Below are 18,166 nucleotides of genomic sequence, written 5' to 3'. Positions count from 1 at the left end.
GGGGAAAAGGTCAGCGCCGGTGCGGACAATGACCCTCACCCCGACCCTCGCCCTGGAAGGGCGAGGGGGAAAATCGAGCCTGCGTTAACAATTAAGCAGGTTTGTTAGGAACCGTAGGCCTGATAAGACGCGCAAGCGTCGCATCAGGCAACCAGCGCCGGATGCGGCGTGAATGCCTTATCCGGTCTACAAAAGAAATGCAGGAAATCTTTAAAAACTGCCCCTGACACTAAGACAGTTTTTAAAGGTTCCTTAGCGGACGCAGAAAATACGACAAGTCCGCAACAAGTGAACCCCGGCACGCACATCACTGTGCGTGGTAGTATCCACGGCGAAGTAAGCATAAAAAAGATGCTTAAGGGATCACGATGCAGAACAGCGCTTTGAAAGCCTGGTTGGACTCTTCTTACCTCTCTGGCGCAAACCAGAGCTGGATAGAACAGCTCTATGAAGACTTCTTAACCGATCCTGACTCGGTTGACGCTAACTGGCGTTCGACGTTCCAGCAGTTACCTGGTACGGGAGTCAAACCGGATCAATTCCACTCTCAAACGCGTGAATATTTCCGCCGCCTGGCGAAAGACGCTTCACGTTACTCTTCAACGATCTCCGACCCTGACACCAATGTGAAGCAGGTTAAAGTCCTGCAGCTCATTAACGCATACCGCTTCCGTGGTCACCAACATGCGAATCTCGATCCGCTGGGACTGTGGCAGCAAGATAAGGTGGCCGATCTGGATCCGTCTTTCCACGATCTGACCGAAGCAGACTTTCAGGAGACCTTCAACGTCGGTTCATTTGCCAGCGGCAAAGAGACCATGAAACTCGGCGAGCTGCTGGAAGCCCTGAAGCAAACCTACTGCGGCCCGATTGGCGCCGAGTATATGCACATTACCAGCACCGAAGAAAAACGCTGGATCCAACAGCGTATCGAGTCTGGTCGCGCGACGTTCAATAGCGAAGAGAAAAAACGCTTCTTAAGCGAACTGACCGCCGCTGAAGGCCTTGAACGTTACCTTGGCGCAAAATTCCCTGGCGCAAAACGCTTCTCGCTGGAAGGCGGCGACGCGTTAATCCCGATGCTTAAAGAGATGATCCGCCATGCTGGCAACAGCGGCACCCGTGAAGTGGTTCTTGGGATGGCGCACCGTGGTCGTCTGAACGTGCTGGTGAACGTGCTGGGTAAAAAACCGCAAGACTTATTCGACGAGTTTGCCGGTAAACATAAAGAACACCTCGGCACGGGTGACGTGAAATACCACATGGGCTTCTCGTCTGACTTCCAGACCGATGGCGGCCTGGTGCACCTGGCGCTGGCGTTTAACCCGTCTCACCTTGAGATTGTAAGCCCGGTAGTTATCGGTTCTGTTCGTGCCCGTCTGGACAGACTTGATGAGCCGAGCAGCAACAAAGTGCTGCCAATCACCATCCACGGTGACGCCGCAGTGACCGGGCAGGGCGTGGTTCAGGAAACCCTGAACATGTCGAAAGCGCGTGGCTATGAAGTTGGCGGTACGGTACGTATCGTTATCAACAACCAGGTTGGCTTCACCACCTCTAACCCGCTGGATGCCCGTTCTACGCCGTACTGTACGGATATCGGCAAGATGGTTCAGGCACCGATTTTCCACGTTAACGCGGACGATCCGGAAGCCGTTGCCTTTGTGACCCGTCTGGCGCTCGATTTCCGTAACACCTTTAAACGTGATGTCTTCATCGACCTGGTGTGCTACCGCCGTCACGGCCACAACGAAGCCGACGAGCCGAGTGCAACTCAGCCGCTGATGTATCAGAAAATCAAAAAACATCCAACGCCGCGCAAAATCTACGCTGACAAGCTGGAGCAGGAAAAAGTGGCAACGCTGGAAGATGCCACCGAAATGGTTAACCTGTACCGCGATGCGCTGGATGCGGGTGATTGCGTGGTGGCAGAGTGGCGTCCGATGAACATGCACTCCTTCACCTGGTCGCCGTACCTCAACCACGAATGGGACGAAGAGTACCCGAATAAAGTTGAGATGAAGCGCCTGCAGGAGTTGGCTAAACGCATCAGTACGGTGCCAGAAGCCATTGAAATGCAGTCTCGTGTTGCCAAGATTTATGGCGACCGTCAGGCAATGGCGGCTGGTGAAAAACTGTTCGACTGGGGCGGCGCGGAAAACCTCGCTTACGCCACACTGGTTGATGAAGGCATTCCGGTTCGCCTGTCGGGTGAAGACTCTGGTCGCGGTACGTTCTTCCACCGCCACGCGGTGATCCACAACCAGTCCAACGGTTCAACTTACACGCCACTGCAACATATCCATAATGGTCAGGGCGCGTTCCGCGTCTGGGACTCCGTACTGTCTGAAGAAGCAGTGCTGGCGTTTGAATACGGTTATGCCACCGCAGAACCACGCACTCTGACCATCTGGGAAGCGCAGTTCGGTGACTTCGCCAACGGTGCACAGGTGGTTATCGACCAGTTCATCTCCTCTGGCGAGCAGAAATGGGGTCGGATGTGTGGCCTGGTGATGCTACTGCCGCACGGTTACGAAGGGCAGGGGCCGGAGCACTCCTCCGCGCGTCTGGAACGTTATCTGCAACTTTGCGCTGAGCAAAACATGCAGGTGTGCGTACCGTCTACTCCGGCACAGGTTTACCACATGCTGCGTCGTCAGGCGCTGCGCGGGATGCGTCGTCCGCTGGTCGTGATGTCGCCGAAATCGCTGCTGCGCCATCCGCTGGCGGTCTCCAGCCTCGAAGAACTGGCGAACGGCACCTTCCTGCCAGCCATCGGTGAAATCGACGAGCTTGATCCGAAGGGCGTGAAGCGCGTAGTGATGTGTTCTGGTAAGGTTTATTACGACCTGTTGGAACAACGCCGTAAGAATAATCAACACGATGTCGCCATTGTGCGTATCGAGCAACTCTACCCGTTCCCGCATAAAGCGATGCAGGAAGTGTTGCAGCAGTTTGCTCACGTCAAGGATTTTGTCTGGTGCCAGGAAGAGCCGCTCAACCAGGGCGCATGGTACTGCAGCCAGCATCATTTCCGTGAAGTGATTCCGTTTGGGGCTTCTCTGCGTTATGCAGGCCGCCCGGCCTCCGCCTCTCCGGCGGTAGGGTATATGTCCGTTCACCAGAAACAGCAACAAGATCTGGTTAATGACGCGCTGAACGTCGAATAAATAAAGGATACATAATGAGTAGCGTAGATATTCTGGTCCCTGACCTGCCTGAATCCGTAGCCGATGCCACCGTCGCAACCTGGCATAAAAAACCCGGCGACGCAGTCGTACGTGATGAAGTGCTGGTAGAAATCGAAACTGACAAAGTGGTACTGGAAGTACCGGCATCAGCAGACGGCATTCTGGATGCGGTTCTGGAAGATGAAGGTACAACCGTAACGTCTCGTCAGATCCTTGGTCGCCTGCGTGAAGGCAACAGCGCCGGTAAAGAAACCAGTGCCAAATCTGAAGAGAAAGCGTCCACTCCGGCGCAACGCCAGCAGGCGTCTCTGGAAGAGCAAAACAACGATGCGTTAAGCCCGGCGATCCGTCGTCTGCTGGCTGAACACAACCTCGACGCCAGCGCGATTAAAGGCACTGGTGTCGGTGGTCGTCTGACCCGTGAAGATGTGGAAAAACATCTGGCGAAAGCCTCGGCGAAAGAGTCTGCACCGGCAGTTGCTGCTCCGGCGGCGCAACCGGCACTGGCTGCACGTAGCGAAAAACGTGTACCAATGACTCGCCTGCGTAAGCGTGTGGCAGAGCGTCTGCTGGAAGCGAAAAACTCCACCGCCATGCTGACCACGTTCAACGAAGTCAACATGAAGCCGATTATGGATCTGCGTAAGCAGTACGGTGAAGCGTTTGAAAAACGCCACGGCATCCGTCTGGGCTTTATGTCTTTCTACGTGAAAGCGGTGGTTGAAGCCCTGAAACGTTACCCGGAAGTGAATGCGTCTATCGATGGCGATGATGTGGTTTACCACAACTATTTCGACGTCAGCATGGCGGTTTCTACACCGCGCGGTCTGGTGACGCCGGTTCTGCGTGATGTCGATACCCTCGGCATGGCAGATATCGAGAAGAAAATCAAAGAGTTGGCTGTTAAAGGCCGTGACGGTAAGCTGACGGTTGAAGATCTGACCGGTGGTAACTTCACCATCACCAACGGTGGTGTGTTCGGTTCCCTGATGTCTACGCCTATCATCAACCCGCCGCAGAGCGCAATTCTGGGTATGCACGCTATCAAAGATCGTCCGATGGCCGTGAATGGTCAGGTTGAGATCCTGCCGATGATGTACCTGGCGCTGTCCTACGATCACCGTCTGATCGATGGTCGCGAATCCGTAGGCTTCCTGGTAACCATCAAAGAGTTGCTGGAAGATCCGACGCGTCTGCTGCTGGACGTGTAGTAGTTTAAGCCTCACCTGCACTGTAGACCGGATAAGGGATCGCCCTCTTCGGCAATGGAAGCCTGATGCGACGCTAACGCGTCTTATCAGGCCTACGGGTGACCGACAATGCCCGGTAGCGATACGTCATACTCGGTCTACGGTTTAAAAGATAACGATTACTAAAGGATGGACAGAACACATGAACTTACATGAATACCAGGCAAAACAACTTTTTGCCCGCTATGGCTTACCGGCGCCAGTGGGTTATGCCTGTACTACTCCGCGCGAAGCAGAAGAAGCCGCTTCAAAAATCGGTGCTGGTCCGTGGGTAGTGAAATGTCAGGTTCACGCTGGTGGCCGTGGTAAAGCGGGCGGTGTGAAAGTTGTAAACAGCAAAGAAGATATCCGTGCTTTTGCAGAAAACTGGCTGGGTAAACGTCTGGTAACGTATCAAACAGACGCCAATGGCCAACCGGTTAACCAGATTCTGGTTGAAGCAGCGACCGATATCGCTAAAGAGCTGTATCTCGGTGCTGTTGTTGACCGTAGTTCCCGTCGCGTGGTCTTTATGGCCTCCACCGAAGGCGGCGTGGAAATCGAAAAAGTGGCGGAAGAAACCCCGCACCTGATCCACAAAGTTGCGCTTGATCCGCTGACTGGCCCGATGCCGTATCAGGGACGCGAGCTGGCGTTCAAACTGGGTCTGGAAGGTAAACTGGTTCAGCAGTTCACCAAAATCTTCATGGGTCTGGCGACCATTTTCCTTGAGCGCGACCTGGCGCTTATCGAAATCAACCCGCTGGTTATTACCAAACAGGGCGATCTTGTCTGCCTCGACGGCAAACTGGGCGCTGACGGTAACGCACTGTTCCGCCAGCCTGATCTGCGCGAAATGCGCGACCAGTCGCAGGAAGATCCGCGTGAAGCGCAGGCTGCTCAGTGGGAACTGAACTATGTTGCGCTGGACGGTAACATCGGTTGTATGGTTAACGGCGCAGGTCTGGCGATGGGTACGATGGACATCGTTAAACTGCACGGCGGCGAACCGGCTAACTTCCTGGACGTTGGCGGCGGCGCAACCAAAGAACGCGTAACCGAAGCGTTCAAAATCATCCTCTCTGACGACAAAGTGAAAGCCGTTCTGGTTAACATCTTCGGCGGTATCGTTCGTTGCGACCTGATCGCTGACGGTATCATCGGCGCGGTAGCGGAAGTGGGTGTTAACGTACCGGTTGTGGTACGTCTGGAAGGTAACAACGCCGAACTCGGCGCGAAGAAACTGGCTGACAGCGGCCTGAATATTATTGCAGCAAAAGGTCTGACGGATGCAGCTCAGCAGGTTGTTGCCGCAGTGGAGGGGAAATAATGTCCATTTTAATTGATAAAAACACTAAGGTTATCTGCCAGGGCTTTACCGGTAGCCAGGGGACTTTCCACTCTGAACAGGCCATTGCATACGGCACTAAAATGGTTGGCGGCGTAACCCCAGGTAAAGGCGGCACTACCCACCTCGGCCTGCCGGTATTCAACACCGTGCGTGAAGCCGTTGCCGCCACTGGCGCTACCGCTTCTGTTATCTATGTACCAGCGCCGTTCTGCAAAGACTCCATTCTGGAAGCCATCGACGCAGGCATCAAACTGATTATCACCATCACTGAAGGCATCCCGACGCTGGATATGCTGACTGTGAAAGTGAAACTGGATGAAGCGGGCGTTCGTATGATTGGCCCGAACTGCCCGGGCGTAATCACTCCGGGTGAATGCAAAATCGGTATTCAGCCGGGTCACATTCACAAACCGGGTAAAGTGGGTATCGTTTCCCGTTCCGGTACACTGACCTATGAAGCGGTTAAACAGACCACGGATTACGGTTTCGGTCAGTCTACCTGTGTCGGTATCGGCGGCGATCCGATCCCTGGCTCTAACTTTATCGACATTCTCGAAATGTTCGAAAAAGATCCGCAGACTGAAGCGATCGTGATGATCGGTGAGATCGGCGGTAGCGCCGAAGAAGAAGCGGCTGCGTACATCAAAGAGCACGTCACCAAGCCAGTTGTTGGTTACATTGCCGGTGTGACTGCGCCGAAAGGCAAACGTATGGGTCATGCTGGCGCTATCATTGCCGGTGGTAAAGGGACTGCGGATGAGAAATTCGCCGCTCTGGAAGCCGCAGGCGTGAAAACTGTTCGCAGCCTGGCTGATATCGGTGAAGCACTGAAAACTGTTCTGAAATAAATATCTGTAATAAGAAATAGCCCTCGCCGCTTCCCTCTACAGGAATGGCGAAGGGCTGTCGGTTTCGACATGGTTGGCCATCTTATGATGGCCTTTTTTGTTTTTATTCGGGCGCTAATCTGAAAAGCTTTCCCGCTGCTTTTTTTCCCATCCCTTGCGCAATAATGCCCGGCGAAATATCTCTTCTCCATTCAGTAAAAGGATTTATACATGAAGACAATTATTCTGCCGGTTGCTCTGACCCTGATGGGTATAAATGCGGACGTTTATGCGGCCGATGTAAAGATCGATATTTTAAGTGCGACAGTGAAAGATAAACGCATTGAGGGGGCATCGGTGACGCTGCAACGCAATGGCGCACAATCCGTTTCTGGCACCACAAATGCATCGGGCAGCGTTAGTCTGGGTTCTTCATTTGCTGATGATCAAGATGCGTTATTAATCGTCAAAAAAGACGGTTACTCCAATCTTTTAACGACACCACATTAGACGTCAGTGATTTAGCCACTGTGATAACGCCAGCGACAGGTACTTCAACTCCGGCTTCGCCTGCGATGCAAAACAGTGGCGATACTCAACTGGCAAGAAAATATAATCGTGAAGGTGAAGCTGTTTACAAAACCGGTCAACTTGAGCAAGCCATTCAACTCTTCCAACAGGCAACAGAATTAGACGGCAATTACGGACAGGCATTTAGTAACCTGGGTCTGGCTTATCAGAAAAATGGCAACATAGCAGAAGCGATTTGGGCAAATCGTAAAGCGATCTCGTTAGCCAGTGGAGCAAATGCGGCGACAACGCGCGCTAACTCCTATTATAACATTGCTAAAATTTATGAAATCGCAGGTCAGAACGCCGATGCCTTGCAGCATTATCAACTGTCGTATGCGGAAAAAAATAAGCCCTCTTATGAAGAAGCTATCGCACGTGTAAAAGCAAAAATGTAAATCAGCTGTATTTTGAGGGCAACTGATGATGCCCACTGTTTACGAACATTTTATTTTCCGGTTACACAGTTTCCTGATTTGACCTGCGTGAGAGGCGCAGGTCATTAATCATTTCAAACGTGAACTACGGTCGAAAATATTATTTCAGTATGAATTAATATATATTTTTTTTTGGGCTTTATAAGTAGCTGGTGCTTCTTTACAATGCGATTGTATAAAAAACTTTTTTAATATAATTAGTTATATCACTCGATGTACTACTGAATTATCAACTATTACTTTAAGGTTCAGTAGTCGTAAAGCTGTATCTCCAGATAACTAAATTTCTGACATCTTACAACATCATCATCTTCAAATAGTTAATTTTAGAATATTACACTGCTAAAACAGGTAAAATAAAGCAATCTATTAGATGTTGCAGAACAACCTTGATTCCAACGGCGAAATCGCTGCTGCTCATATGGAGCTGAATATCACTCAGTTCATGCTTGATGAGTCGATATCGCTATATCCATAGATAGAGGAGAGTACAATCGCATCAACGCCAATCACATGTGTTGCTTTCTTCATGGGGAATCCTTTGTAAGGCAGAGAGTTAATATTTTTTATACAAGGTAGCGTGTATCCGAGAGTATCCGGTGTTTTCTAACGCCTGGTTATAATTCCGTTTGGTTGTTTCGTATCACTGCTATAACAATTTCTCTTGATTTTCAATCGTTGAGCGAATCATTGAATACCGATCGGGAAATATCAATACCATATATAATTTCTTTTGAAAATTCTTGTTCTATCTGACTATGCCGAAGACATCTATTTCTTTTCGTGATTATTGCCAGAAAAACAATAAGTGACGGATTTACAGTATGCTGCTCATAAAGACAACAATCAATTAACTTTGATAAAAATTTGTTATGTGAAATAGCAACAAATTGGCTACTCTAATCAATTAGGATTACAAAAAGTCGATAAGGCGGCTCTGTTAAATAAAATACTGGTTTTTTATCTATATATTTCCATGCCGGTAATTTTACTGTGTTATTTGGTTACAATAAATTAACAATAAAATTACTAGTGGCTCATGATTTACACATAATTAACATATCTGATTGATTTTGATATAAATCAATTTTTAATTCTTGAAAAAAATCTGCAAAACGAGATAAATTGTCGTAGATCAAATTGGTGAGATGGTGACAATTTCGCTATAAATTGATCACTGTCGAAAAATGCAATTTTGCTCAATAAAAACCTGTTTATTGTAAGGATTTTGCGGCGTAATATAATTACGGGATCAATTTGGTTTATTCATTAACATATTTGTAACTTTTTTATCATTGTCTTTCCTCTTTTGATGAAATGGCAACGGTAGGGGCGAGCAAATAATTTTGTATTGGGGCATGCGTGTGACCCTTTCTAACGGGGTTCACTCTCGGAGTCTTCATGCGATGAGCAAGGAGTCATGATGTTAGATATAGTCGAACTGTCGCGCTTACAGTTTGCCTTGACCGCGATGTACCACTTCCTTTTTGTGCCGCTGACGCTCGGTATGGCGTTCCTGCTGGCCATCATGGAAACGGTTTACGTCCTTTCCGGCAAACAGATTTATAAAGATATGACCAAGTTCTGGGGCAAGTTGTTTGGTATCAACTTTGCTCTGGGTGTGGCAACCGGTCTGACCATGGAGTTCCAGTTCGGGACTAACTGGTCTTACTATTCCCACTATGTAGGGGATATCTTCGGTGCGCCACTGGCAATCGAAGGTCTGATGGCCTTCTTCCTCGAATCCACCTTTGTAGGTCTGTTCTTCTTCGGTTGGGATCGTCTGGGTAAAGTTCAGCATATGTGTGTCACCTGGCTGGTGGCGCTCGGTTCAAACCTGTCCGCACTGTGGATTCTGGTTGCGAACGGCTGGATGCAAAACCCAATCGCGTCCGATTTCAATTTCGAAACTATGCGTATGGAGATGGTGAGCTTCTCCGAGCTGGTGCTTAACCCGGTTGCTCAGGTGAAATTCGTTCACACTGTAGCGTCTGGTTATGTGACTGGCGCGATGTTCATCCTCGGAATCAGCGCATGGTATATGCTGAAAGGTCGTGACTTCGCCTTCGCAAAACGCTCCTTTGCTATCGCTGCCAGCTTCGGTATGGCTGCCGTCTTGTCTGTTATTGTTCTGGGTGATGAATCTGGTTACGAAATGGGCGATGTGCAGAAAACCAAACTGGCTGCTATTGAAGCCGAGTGGGAAACTCAACCTGCGCCTGCCGCCTTTACTCTGTTTGGTATTCCTGATCAGGAAGAGCAGACGAACAAATTTGCGATCCAGATCCCTTACGCGCTGGGTATTATCGCAACGCGTTCCGTGGATACACCGGTTATCGGCCTGAAAGAACTGATGGTGCAGCACGAAGAACGCATTCGTAACGGGATGAAAGCGTACTCTCTGCTCGAACAACTGCGTTCTGGTTCCACCGATCAGGCTGTACGTGACCAGTTCAATAGCATGAAGAAAGACCTCGGTTACGGTCTGCTGCTGAAACGCTATACGCCAAACGTGGCAGATGCGACTGAAGCGCAGATTCAACAGGCAACCAAAGACTCCATTCCACGTGTAGCGCCGCTGTACTTCGCGTTCCGCATCATGGTGGCGTGTGGTTTCCTGCTGCTGGCAATTATTGCGCTCTCCTTCTGGAGTGTCATCCGCAACCGCATTGGCGAGAAAAAATGGCTGCTGCGCGCTGCGCTGTACGGTATTCCGCTGCCGTGGATTGCTGTAGAGGCGGGCTGGTTCGTTGCTGAATATGGTCGCCAACCGTGGGCTATCGGTGAAGTGTTGCCTACCGCAGTAGCGAACTCGTCGCTGACTGCAGGCGATCTCATCTTCTCGATGGTGCTGATTTGCGGCCTGTATACCCTGTTCCTGGTGGCAGAATTGTTCTTAATGTTCAAATTTGCACGCCTTGGCCCAAGCAGCCTGAAAACCGGTCGCTATCACTTTGAGCAGTCTTCAACGACTACTCAGCCGGCACGCTAAGACAGGAGTCGTCAAATGATCGATTATGAAGTATTGCGTTTTATCTGGTGGCTGCTGGTTGGCGTTCTGCTGATTGGTTTTGCAGTCACTGACGGTTTCGACATGGGGGTGGGGATGCTCACCCGTTTCCTCGGTCGTAACGACACCGAGCGTCGAATTATGATTAACTCTATCGCGCCACACTGGGACGGTAACCAGGTATGGCTGATCACCGCAGGCGGCGCGCTGTTCGCTGCCTGGCCGATGGTCTATGCCGCTGCGTTCTCCGGCTTCTATGTCGCGATGATCCTCGTGCTGGCGTCTTTGTTCTTCCGTCCGGTCGGTTTTGATTACCGTTCCAAGATTGAAGACACCCGTTGGCGCAACATGTGGGATTGGGGCATCTTCGTAGGTAGCTTCGTTCCACCGCTGGTGATTGGCGTGGCATTCGGTAACCTGTTGCAGGGCGTACCGTTCAACGTGGATGAGTATCTGCGTCTGTATTACACCGGTAACTTCTTCCAGTTGCTTAACCCGTTCGGCCTGCTGGCAGGTGTGGTGAGCGTAGGGATGATCATTACTCAGGGCGCGACCTATCTGCAGATGCGTACCGTGGGCGAACTGCACCTGCGTACCCGTGCAACAGCTCAGGTGGCGGCGCTGGTGACACTGGTCTGCTTCGCACTGGCTGGCGTATGGGTGATGTACGGTATCGATGGTTATGTCGTGAAATCGACAATGGACCATTACGCAGCCTCTAACCCGCTGAATAAAGAAGTGGTTCGTGAAGCTGGCGCATGGCTGGTTAACTTCAACAACACGCCAATTCTGTGGGCTATTCCGGCACTGGGTGTGGTTCTGCCGCTGCTGACCATCCTGACTGCACGTATGGATAAAGCCGCATGGGCGTTTGTGTTCTCCTCCCTGACGCTGGCCTGCATTATCCTGACTGCCGGTATCGCAATGTTCCCGTTTGTGATGCCGTCCAGCACCATGATGAACGCAAGTCTGACAATGTGGGATGCAACTTCCAGCCAGCTGACGCTTAACGTCATGACCTGGGTTGCGGTGGTTCTGGTTCCGATCATTCTTCTCTACACCATCTGGTGTTACTGGAAAATGTTCGGACGTATCACCAAAGAAGATATTGAACGTAACACCCACTCTCTGTACTAAGTAAGGAGCTAATAATGTGGTATTTCGCATGGATTCTGGGAACGCTTCTTGCCTGTTCATTTGGGGTAATCACCGCGCTGGCGCTTGAGCACGTCGAATCAGGTAAAGCCGGTCAAGAAGACAGCTAATGAGCAAGATTATCGCAACCTTGTATGCGGTAATGGACAAGCGCCCTCTGCGGGCGCTTTCCTTCGTGATGGCGCTTCTGTTAGCAGGATGTATGTTTTGGGATCCATCACGTTTCGCCGCGAAGACCAGTGAACTGGAAATCTGGCATGGTTTATTGCTGATGTGGGCCGTCTGTGCTGGCGTGATTCACGGCGTGGGTTTTCGTCCGCAGAAGGTTCTTTGGCAAGGGATTTTTTGCCCACTGCTTGCCGATATTGTTCTCATTGTCGGGCTGATTTTCTTCTTCTTTTAAATCAGAATTCTCTTTAAAAATTTATGGACCTTCAACAGTCCATAAATTTTTACGCTCCCTTAACTTGCCCTCATTCCCAAACCTCAATCGCACGCGTATAGTAGCAGCGTTTAAAAGTTCTAACTTTTGTTGCATTACCGGGATGTAAAGTGAATACAACGCTGTTTCGATGGCCGGTTCGCGTCTACTATGAAGATACCGATGCCGGTGGTGTGGTGTACCACGCCAGTTACATCGCTTTTTATGAAAGAGCACGCACAGAGATGCTGCGTCACCATCACTTCAGTCAACAGGCGCTGATGGCTGAGCGTGTTGCCTTCGTGGTACGTAAAATGACGGTGGAATATTACGCACCTGCACGGCTCGACGATATGCTCGAAATACAGACTGAAATAACATCAATGCGTGGCACCTCTTTGGTTTTCACGCAACGTATTGTCAACGCTGAGAATACTCTGCTGAATGAAGCCGAGGTTCTGATTGTTTGCGTTGACCCACTCAAAATGAAGCCTCGTGCGCTTCCTAAGTCTATTGTCGCGGAGTTTAAGCAGTGACTGACATGAATATCCTTGATTTGTTCCTGAAGGCTAGCCTTCTGGTTAAACTTATCATGCTGATTTTGATTGGTTTTTCAATCGCATCCTGGGCCATTATTATCCAGCGGACCCGTATTCTGAACGCTGCGGCGCGTGAAGCCGAAGCGTTTGAAGATAAATTCTGGTCTGGAATCGAACTTTCTCGCCTCTATCAGGAGAGCCAGGGAAAACGGGATAATCTCACTGGTTCGGAACAAATCTTTTACAGCGGGTTCAAAGAATTTGTGCGCCTGCATCGTGCCAATAGCCATGCGCCGGAAGCCGTAGTAGAAGGGGCCTCACGAGCGATGCGTATCTCGATGAACCGTGAACTGGAAAATCTGGAAACGCACATTCCATTCCTCGGTACGGTAGGTTCCATCAGCCCATATATTGGTCTGTTTGGTACAGTCTGGGGGATCATGCATGCCTTTATCGCTCTTGGCGCAGTGAAGCAGGCAACGCTGCAAATGGTTGCGCCCGGTATCGCAGAAGCGTTGATTGCGACGGCAATTGGTCTGTTCGCCGCAATTCCAGCGGTAATGGCTTATAACCGCCTCAACCAGCGCGTAAACAAACTGGAACTGAATTACGACAACTTTATGGAAGAGTTTACCGCGATTCTGCACCGCCAGGCGTTTACCGTTAGTGAGAGCAACAAGGGGTAAGCCATGGCCAGAGCGCGTGGACGAGGTCGTCGCGATCTCAAGTCCGAAATCAACATTGTTCCGTTGCTGGACGTACTGCTGGTGCTGTTGCTGATCTTTATGGCGACAGCGCCCATCATTACCCAGAGCGTGGAGGTCGATCTGCCAGACGCTACTGAATCGCAGGCGGTGAGCAGTAACGATAACCCGCCAGTGATTGTTGAAGTGTCTGGTATTGGTCAGTACACCGTGGTGGTTGAGAAAGATCGTCTGGAGCGTTTACCCCCAGAGCAGGTGGTGGCGGAAGTGTCCAGCCGTTTCAAGGCTAATCCGAAAACGGTCTTTCTGATCGGTGGCGCAAAAAATGTGCCTTACGATGAAATAATTAAAGCACTGAACTTGTTACATAGTGCGGGTGTGAAATCGGTTGGTTTAATGACGCAGCCTATCTAAGCATCTGCGTTTCCCTTGCTTGAAAGAGAGCGGGTAACAGGCGAACAGTTTTTGGGAACCGAGAGTGTCAAAGGCAACCGAACAAAACGACAAGCTCAAGCGGGCGATAATTATTTCAGCAGTGCTGCATGTCATCTTATTTGCGGCGCTGATCTGGAGTTCGTTCGATGAGAATATAGAAGCTTCAGCCGGAGGCGGCGGTGGTTCGTCCATCGACGCGGTAATGGTTGACTCAGGTGCGGTAGTTGAGCAGTACAAACGTATGCAAAGCCAGGAATCAAGCGCGAAGCGTTCCGAAGAGCAGCGCAAGATGAAGGAACAGCAGGCTGCTGAAGAACTGCGTGAGAAACAAGCGGCTGAACAGGAACGCCTGAAGCAACTTGAGAAAGAGCGGTTAGCTGCTCAGGAACAGAAAAAGCAGGCTGAAGAAGCCGCTAAACAGGCCGAGTTAAAGCAGAAGCAAGCGGAAGAGGCGGCAGCGAAAGCGGCAGCAGATGCCAAAGCGAAGGCCGAAGCGGATGCCAAAGCAGCCGCAGAAGCTGCGAAGAAAGCGGCTGCAGACGCGAAGAAAAAAGCGGAAGCAGAAGCCGCCAAAGCCGCTGCTGAAGCACAGAAAAAAGCCGAGGCTGAAGCCGCTAAAGCTGCTGCGGCGCTGAAGAAGAAGGCGGAAGCAGCAGAAGCCGCAGCAGCAGAAGCGAGAAAAAAAGCGGCTGCCGAAGCTGCTGAAAAAGCGAAGGCCGAAGCTGAGAAGAAAGCAGCGGCAGAAAAAGCTGCTGCTGATAAGAAAGCGGCAGCAGAGAAAGCCGCAGCAGAGAAAAAAGCAGCAGAAAAAGCGGCTGCTGAAAAGGCTGCTGCTGATAAGAAAGCAGCTGCAGAAAAAGCCGCCGCAGACAAAAAAGCGGCAGCGGCAAAAGCAGCCGCTGAAAAAGCCGCTGCAGCAAAAGCTGCCGCAGAGGCAGATGATATTTTCGGTGAGCTAAGCTCTGGTAAGAATGCACCGAAAACCGGTGGTGGGGCGAAAGGGAACAATGCTTCGCCTGCCGGGAGTGGTAATACTAAAAACAATGGCGCATCAGGCGCAGATATCAATAACTATGCCGGGCAGATTAAATCTGCTATCGAAAGTAAGTTCTATGACGCATCGTCCTATGCAGGCAAAACCTGTACGCTGCGCATAAAACTGGCGCCAGATGGTATGTTACTGGATATCAAACCTGAAGGTGGCGATCCCGCACTTTGTCAGGCTGCGTTGGCAGCAGCTAAACTTGCGAAGATCCCGAAACCACCAAGCCAGGCAGTATATGAAGTGTTCAAAAACGCACCATTGGACTTCAAGCCGTAATCGCGATGTTGACCGTCACGGCGGTTAACATCAAACATCGGTTGTCGCTGGGTTCTGGTAGTTTTGTGTATTTGAGTTTGTTAACATTCTGCTAAATTATCGTGGGCTATCTGTCCAGATAAGGGAGATATGATGAAGCAGGCATTACGAGTAGCATTTGGTTTTCTCATACTGTGGGCATCAGTTCTGCACGCTGAAGTCCGCATTGTGATCGACAGCGGTGTAGATTCCGGTCGTCCTATTGGTGTAGTTCCTTTCCAGTGGGCAGGTCCTGGCGCGGCACCCGAAGATATTGGTGGCATCGTTGCTGCTGACTTGCGTAACAGCGGTAAGTTTAATCCGTTAGATCGCGCTCGTCTGCCACAGCAGCCGGGTAGTGCGCAAGAAGTTCAACCTGCTGCATGGTCTGCATTGGGCATTGATGCTGTCGTTGTAGGTCAGGTCACTCCGAATCCTGACGGCTCTTACAATGTTGCTTATCAGCTGGTTGATACCGGCGGTGCGCCGGGTACTGTACTTGCTCAGAACTCATATAAAGTTAACAAGCAATGGCTGCGTTATGCTGGTCATACCGCCAGTGACGAAGTGTTTGAAAAACTGACCGGCATTAAAGGTGCGTTCCGTACCCGTATTGCCTACGTTGTTCAGACCAATGGCGGTCAGTTCCCGTATGAACTGCGCGTATCTGACTATGACGGTTACAACCAGTTTGTGGTTCATCGCTCACCGCAGCCGCTGATGTCTCCGGCGTGGTCACCGGATGGCTCTAAACTGGCATATGTCACCTTCGAAAGCGGTCGTTCCGCGCTGGTCATCCAGACGCTGGCAAATGGCGCTGTACGTCAGGTAGCCTCATTCCCTCGTCACAATGGTGCGCCTGCATTCTCGCCAGACGGCAGCAAACTGGCATTCGCTCTGTCGAAAACCGGTAGCCTGAACCTGTACGTAATGGATTTGGCTTCTGGTCAGATTCGTCAGGTGACTGATGGTCGCAGCAACAACACCGAACCGACCTGGTTCCCGGACAGCCAGAACCTGGCCTTCACTTCTGACCAGGCCGGTCGTCCGCAGGTTTATAAAGTGAATATTAACGGCGGTGCGCCACAACGTATTACCTGGGAAGGTTCGCAGAACCAGGATGCGGATGTCAGCAGCGACGGTAAATTTATGGTAATGGTCAGCTCCAATGGTGGACAGCAGCACATTGCCAAACAAGATCTGGTAACGGGAGGCGTACAAGTTCTGTCGTCAACGTTCCTGGATGAAACGCCAAGTCTGGCACCTAACGGCACTATGGTAATCTACAGCTCTTCTCAGGGGATGGGATCCGTGCTGAATTTGGTTTCTACAGATGGGCGTTTCAAAGCGCGTCTTCCGGCAACTGATGGACAGGTCAAATTCCCTGCCTGGTCGCCGTATCTGTGATAATAATTAATTGAATAGTAAAGGAATCATTGAAATGCAACTGAACAAAGTGCTGAAAGGGCTGATGATCGCTCTGCCTGTTATGGCAATTGCGGCATGTTCTTCCAATAAGAACGCCAGCAATGACGGCAGCGAAGGCATGTTGGGTGCCGGCACTGGTATGGATGCTAACGGCGGCAACGGCAATATGTCTTCCGAAGAGCAGGCTCGTCTGCAAATGCAACAGCTGCAGCAGAACAACATCGTTTACTTCGATCTGGACAAGTACGATATCCGTTCTGATTTCGCTCAAATGCTGGATGCACACGCAAACTTCCTGCGTAGCAACCCGTCTTACAAAGTCACCGTAGAAGGTCACGCGGACGAACGTGGTACTCCGGAATACAACATCTCCCTGGGTGAACGTCGTGCGAACGCCGTTAAGATGTACCTGCAGGGTAAAGGCGTTTCTGCAGACCAGATCTCCATCGTTTCTTACGGTAAAGAAAAACCTGCAGTACTGGGTCATGACGAAGCGGCATACTCCAAAAACCGTCGTGCGGTACTGGTTTACTAAGAGAATTGCATGAGCAGTAACTTCAGACATCAACTATTGAGTCTGTCGTTACTGGTTGGTATAGCGGCCCCCTGGGCCGCTTTTGCTCAGGCACCAATCAGTAGTGTCGGCTCGGGCTCGGTCGAAGACCGCGTCACTCAACTTGAGCGTATTTCTAATGCTCACAGCCAGCTTTTAACCCAACTCCAGCAACAACTCTCTGATAATCAATCCGATATTGATTCCCTGCGTGGTCAGATTCAGGAAAATCAGTATCAACTGAATCAGGTCGTGGAGCGGCAAAAGCAGATCCTGTTGCAGATCGACAGCCTCAGCAGCGGTGGTGCAGCGGCGCAATCAACCAGCAGCGATCAAAGCGGTGCGGCGGCATCAACGACGCCGACAGCTGATGCTGGTACTGCGAATGCTGGCGCGCCGGTGAAAAGCGGCGATGCAAACACGGATTACAATGCAGCTATTGCGCTGGTGCAGGATAAATCCCGCCAGGATGACGCAATGGTGGCATTTCAGAATTTCATCAAAAATTACCCTGATTCAACTTACCTGCCAAACGCCAATTATTGGCTGGGTCAGTTAAACTACAACAAGGGTAAGAAAGATGATGCGGCCTACTATTTTGCTTCGGTGGTGAAAAACTATCCGAAGTCGCCGAAGGCTGCGGATGCGATGTTTAAAGTTGGCGTCATCATGCAGGACAAAGGTGACACCGCGAAAGCGAAAGCCGTGTACCAGCAGGTTATCAGTAAATACCCTGGGACTGATGGCGCAAAACAGGCGCAAAAACGTCTGAACGCGATGTAATGCATAACACACGACCAGAAGTCGCATTATTTCTGGTCGTGTCGTGCGAATCATAAGCAGTTGAGTGATCTACATCGAAATTTTTGTTGCGCTCAAATCTGAAATCAGTAATATATGCCGCCGTTGCCACGGGATATCAAACAACTCGAAAGCAACGCAAAAGTGGGTCGTTAGCTCAGTTGGTAGAGCAGTTG

At 50.6% G+C, this 18,166-nt stretch carries 15 protein-coding genes and 1 pseudogene; all 16 read left to right on the top strand.

The genetic code is table 11. The features are described from left to right. The first annotated feature begins 368 nt into the window (after positions 1 to 368). The 16 genes and pseudogenes from sucA (at position 369) to cpoB (ending at position 17,972) form a co-directional block, all read left to right on the top strand. The gene (gene sucA / locus EQY_RS0118505; RefSeq protein WP_001181468.1) at positions 369 to 3,170 is read left to right on the top strand and encodes a 2-oxoglutarate dehydrogenase E1 component; all 2,802 of its coding nucleotides are present in this window, start codon (positions 369 to 371) and stop codon (positions 3,168 to 3,170) included. 14 nt (positions 3,171 to 3,184) lie between these two features. Beyond that, positions 3,185 to 4,402: a 2-oxoglutarate dehydrogenase complex dihydrolipoyllysine-residue succinyltransferase gene (gene odhB / locus EQY_RS0118500; RefSeq protein ID WP_000099837.1), complete on the top strand. Its 1,218-nt coding sequence runs from the start codon at positions 3,185 to 3,187 to the stop codon at positions 4,400 to 4,402. A 181-nt stretch (positions 4,403 to 4,583) separates the two neighbouring features. Beyond that, positions 4,584 to 5,750 carry an ADP-forming succinate--CoA ligase subunit beta gene (gene sucC / locus EQY_RS0118495; protein WP_001048608.1) on the top strand — a complete coding sequence of 389 codons (1,167 nt, stop codon included), beginning with the start codon at positions 4,584 to 4,586 and terminating at the stop codon, positions 5,748 to 5,750. After that, on the top strand, positions 5,750 to 6,619 hold the full coding sequence (sucD, locus tag EQY_RS0118490) for a succinate--CoA ligase subunit alpha (protein ID WP_000025458.1): 870 nt from the start codon (positions 5,750 to 5,752) through the stop codon (positions 6,617 to 6,619). The genes sucC and sucD overlap by 1 nt, the downstream gene beginning before the upstream one ends. A 246-nt stretch (positions 6,620 to 6,865) precedes the next feature. Continuing rightward, positions 6,866 to 7,566, top strand: a pseudogene (locus tag EQY_RS0118485) (tetratricopeptide repeat protein). Between the two features lie 1,462 nt (positions 7,567 to 9,028). Beyond that, positions 9,029 to 10,597, top strand: coding sequence for a cytochrome ubiquinol oxidase subunit I (cydA, locus tag EQY_RS0118480; RefSeq protein WP_010345240.1), 1,569 nt, complete (start codon positions 9,029 to 9,031; stop codon positions 10,595 to 10,597). 15 nt (positions 10,598 to 10,612) lie between these two features. Beyond that, complete coding sequence (gene cydB / locus EQY_RS0118475; protein ID WP_000568271.1) at positions 10,613 to 11,752, top strand: cytochrome d ubiquinol oxidase subunit II; 1,140 nt, start codon at positions 10,613 to 10,615, stop codon at positions 11,750 to 11,752. 14 nt (positions 11,753 to 11,766) lie between these two features. Next, positions 11,767 to 11,880 carry a cytochrome bd-I oxidase subunit CydX gene (gene cydX, locus EQY_RS0118470; protein ID WP_000270283.1) on the top strand — a complete coding sequence of 38 codons (114 nt, stop codon included), beginning with the start codon at positions 11,767 to 11,769 and terminating at the stop codon, positions 11,878 to 11,880. Continuing rightward, positions 11,880 to 12,173: a cyd operon protein YbgE gene (gene ybgE / locus EQY_RS0118465; protein ID WP_000034602.1), complete on the top strand. Its 294-nt coding sequence runs from the start codon at positions 11,880 to 11,882 to the stop codon at positions 12,171 to 12,173. Before cydX ends, ybgE begins: the two co-directional genes overlap by 1 nt. A gap of 149 nt (positions 12,174 to 12,322) precedes the next feature. Further along, positions 12,323 to 12,727: a tol-pal system-associated acyl-CoA thioesterase gene (gene ybgC / locus EQY_RS0118460; RefSeq protein WP_001098372.1), complete on the top strand. Its 405-nt coding sequence runs from the start codon at positions 12,323 to 12,325 to the stop codon at positions 12,725 to 12,727. Then, positions 12,724 to 13,416 (top strand): Tol-Pal system protein TolQ, encoded by a 693-nt coding sequence (tolQ, locus tag EQY_RS0118455; protein WP_000131314.1) that lies wholly within the window; start codon positions 12,724 to 12,726, stop codon positions 13,414 to 13,416. Before ybgC ends, tolQ begins: the two co-directional genes overlap by 4 nt. A 3-nt stretch (positions 13,417 to 13,419) precedes the next feature. Continuing rightward, complete coding sequence (gene tolR / locus EQY_RS0118450; RefSeq protein ID WP_000090099.1) at positions 13,420 to 13,848, top strand: colicin uptake protein TolR; 429 nt, start codon at positions 13,420 to 13,422, stop codon at positions 13,846 to 13,848. A 64-nt stretch (positions 13,849 to 13,912) separates the two neighbouring features. Continuing rightward, positions 13,913 to 15,190: a cell envelope integrity protein TolA gene (tolA, locus tag EQY_RS0118445; protein ID WP_000030705.1), complete on the top strand. Its 1,278-nt coding sequence runs from the start codon at positions 13,913 to 13,915 to the stop codon at positions 15,188 to 15,190. Between the two features lie 132 nt (positions 15,191 to 15,322). Then, a complete protein-coding gene (tolB, locus tag EQY_RS0118440) occupies positions 15,323 to 16,615 on the top strand; it encodes a Tol-Pal system beta propeller repeat protein TolB (RefSeq protein WP_010352214.1) in 1,293 nt (430 codons plus the stop codon). A 34-nt stretch (positions 16,616 to 16,649) separates the two neighbouring features. Then, positions 16,650 to 17,171 (top strand): peptidoglycan-associated lipoprotein Pal, encoded by a 522-nt coding sequence (pal, locus tag EQY_RS0118435; protein ID WP_001295306.1) that lies wholly within the window; start codon positions 16,650 to 16,652, stop codon positions 17,169 to 17,171. A gap of 9 nt (positions 17,172 to 17,180) precedes the next feature. Further along, positions 17,181 to 17,972, top strand: a complete 792-nt coding sequence (gene cpoB, locus EQY_RS0118430; RefSeq protein WP_000097580.1) for a cell division protein CpoB — start codon at positions 17,181 to 17,183, stop codon at positions 17,970 to 17,972. Positions 17,973 to 18,166: the final 194 nt, after the last annotated feature.

The organism is Escherichia sp. TW14182 (assembly GCF_000208525.1).
Lineage (GTDB): Bacteria > Pseudomonadota > Gammaproteobacteria > Enterobacterales > Enterobacteriaceae > Escherichia > Escherichia ruysiae.
Note: the sequence above shows the minus strand (reverse complement) of the source record. Positions and strands in the feature narration are given on the sequence as shown.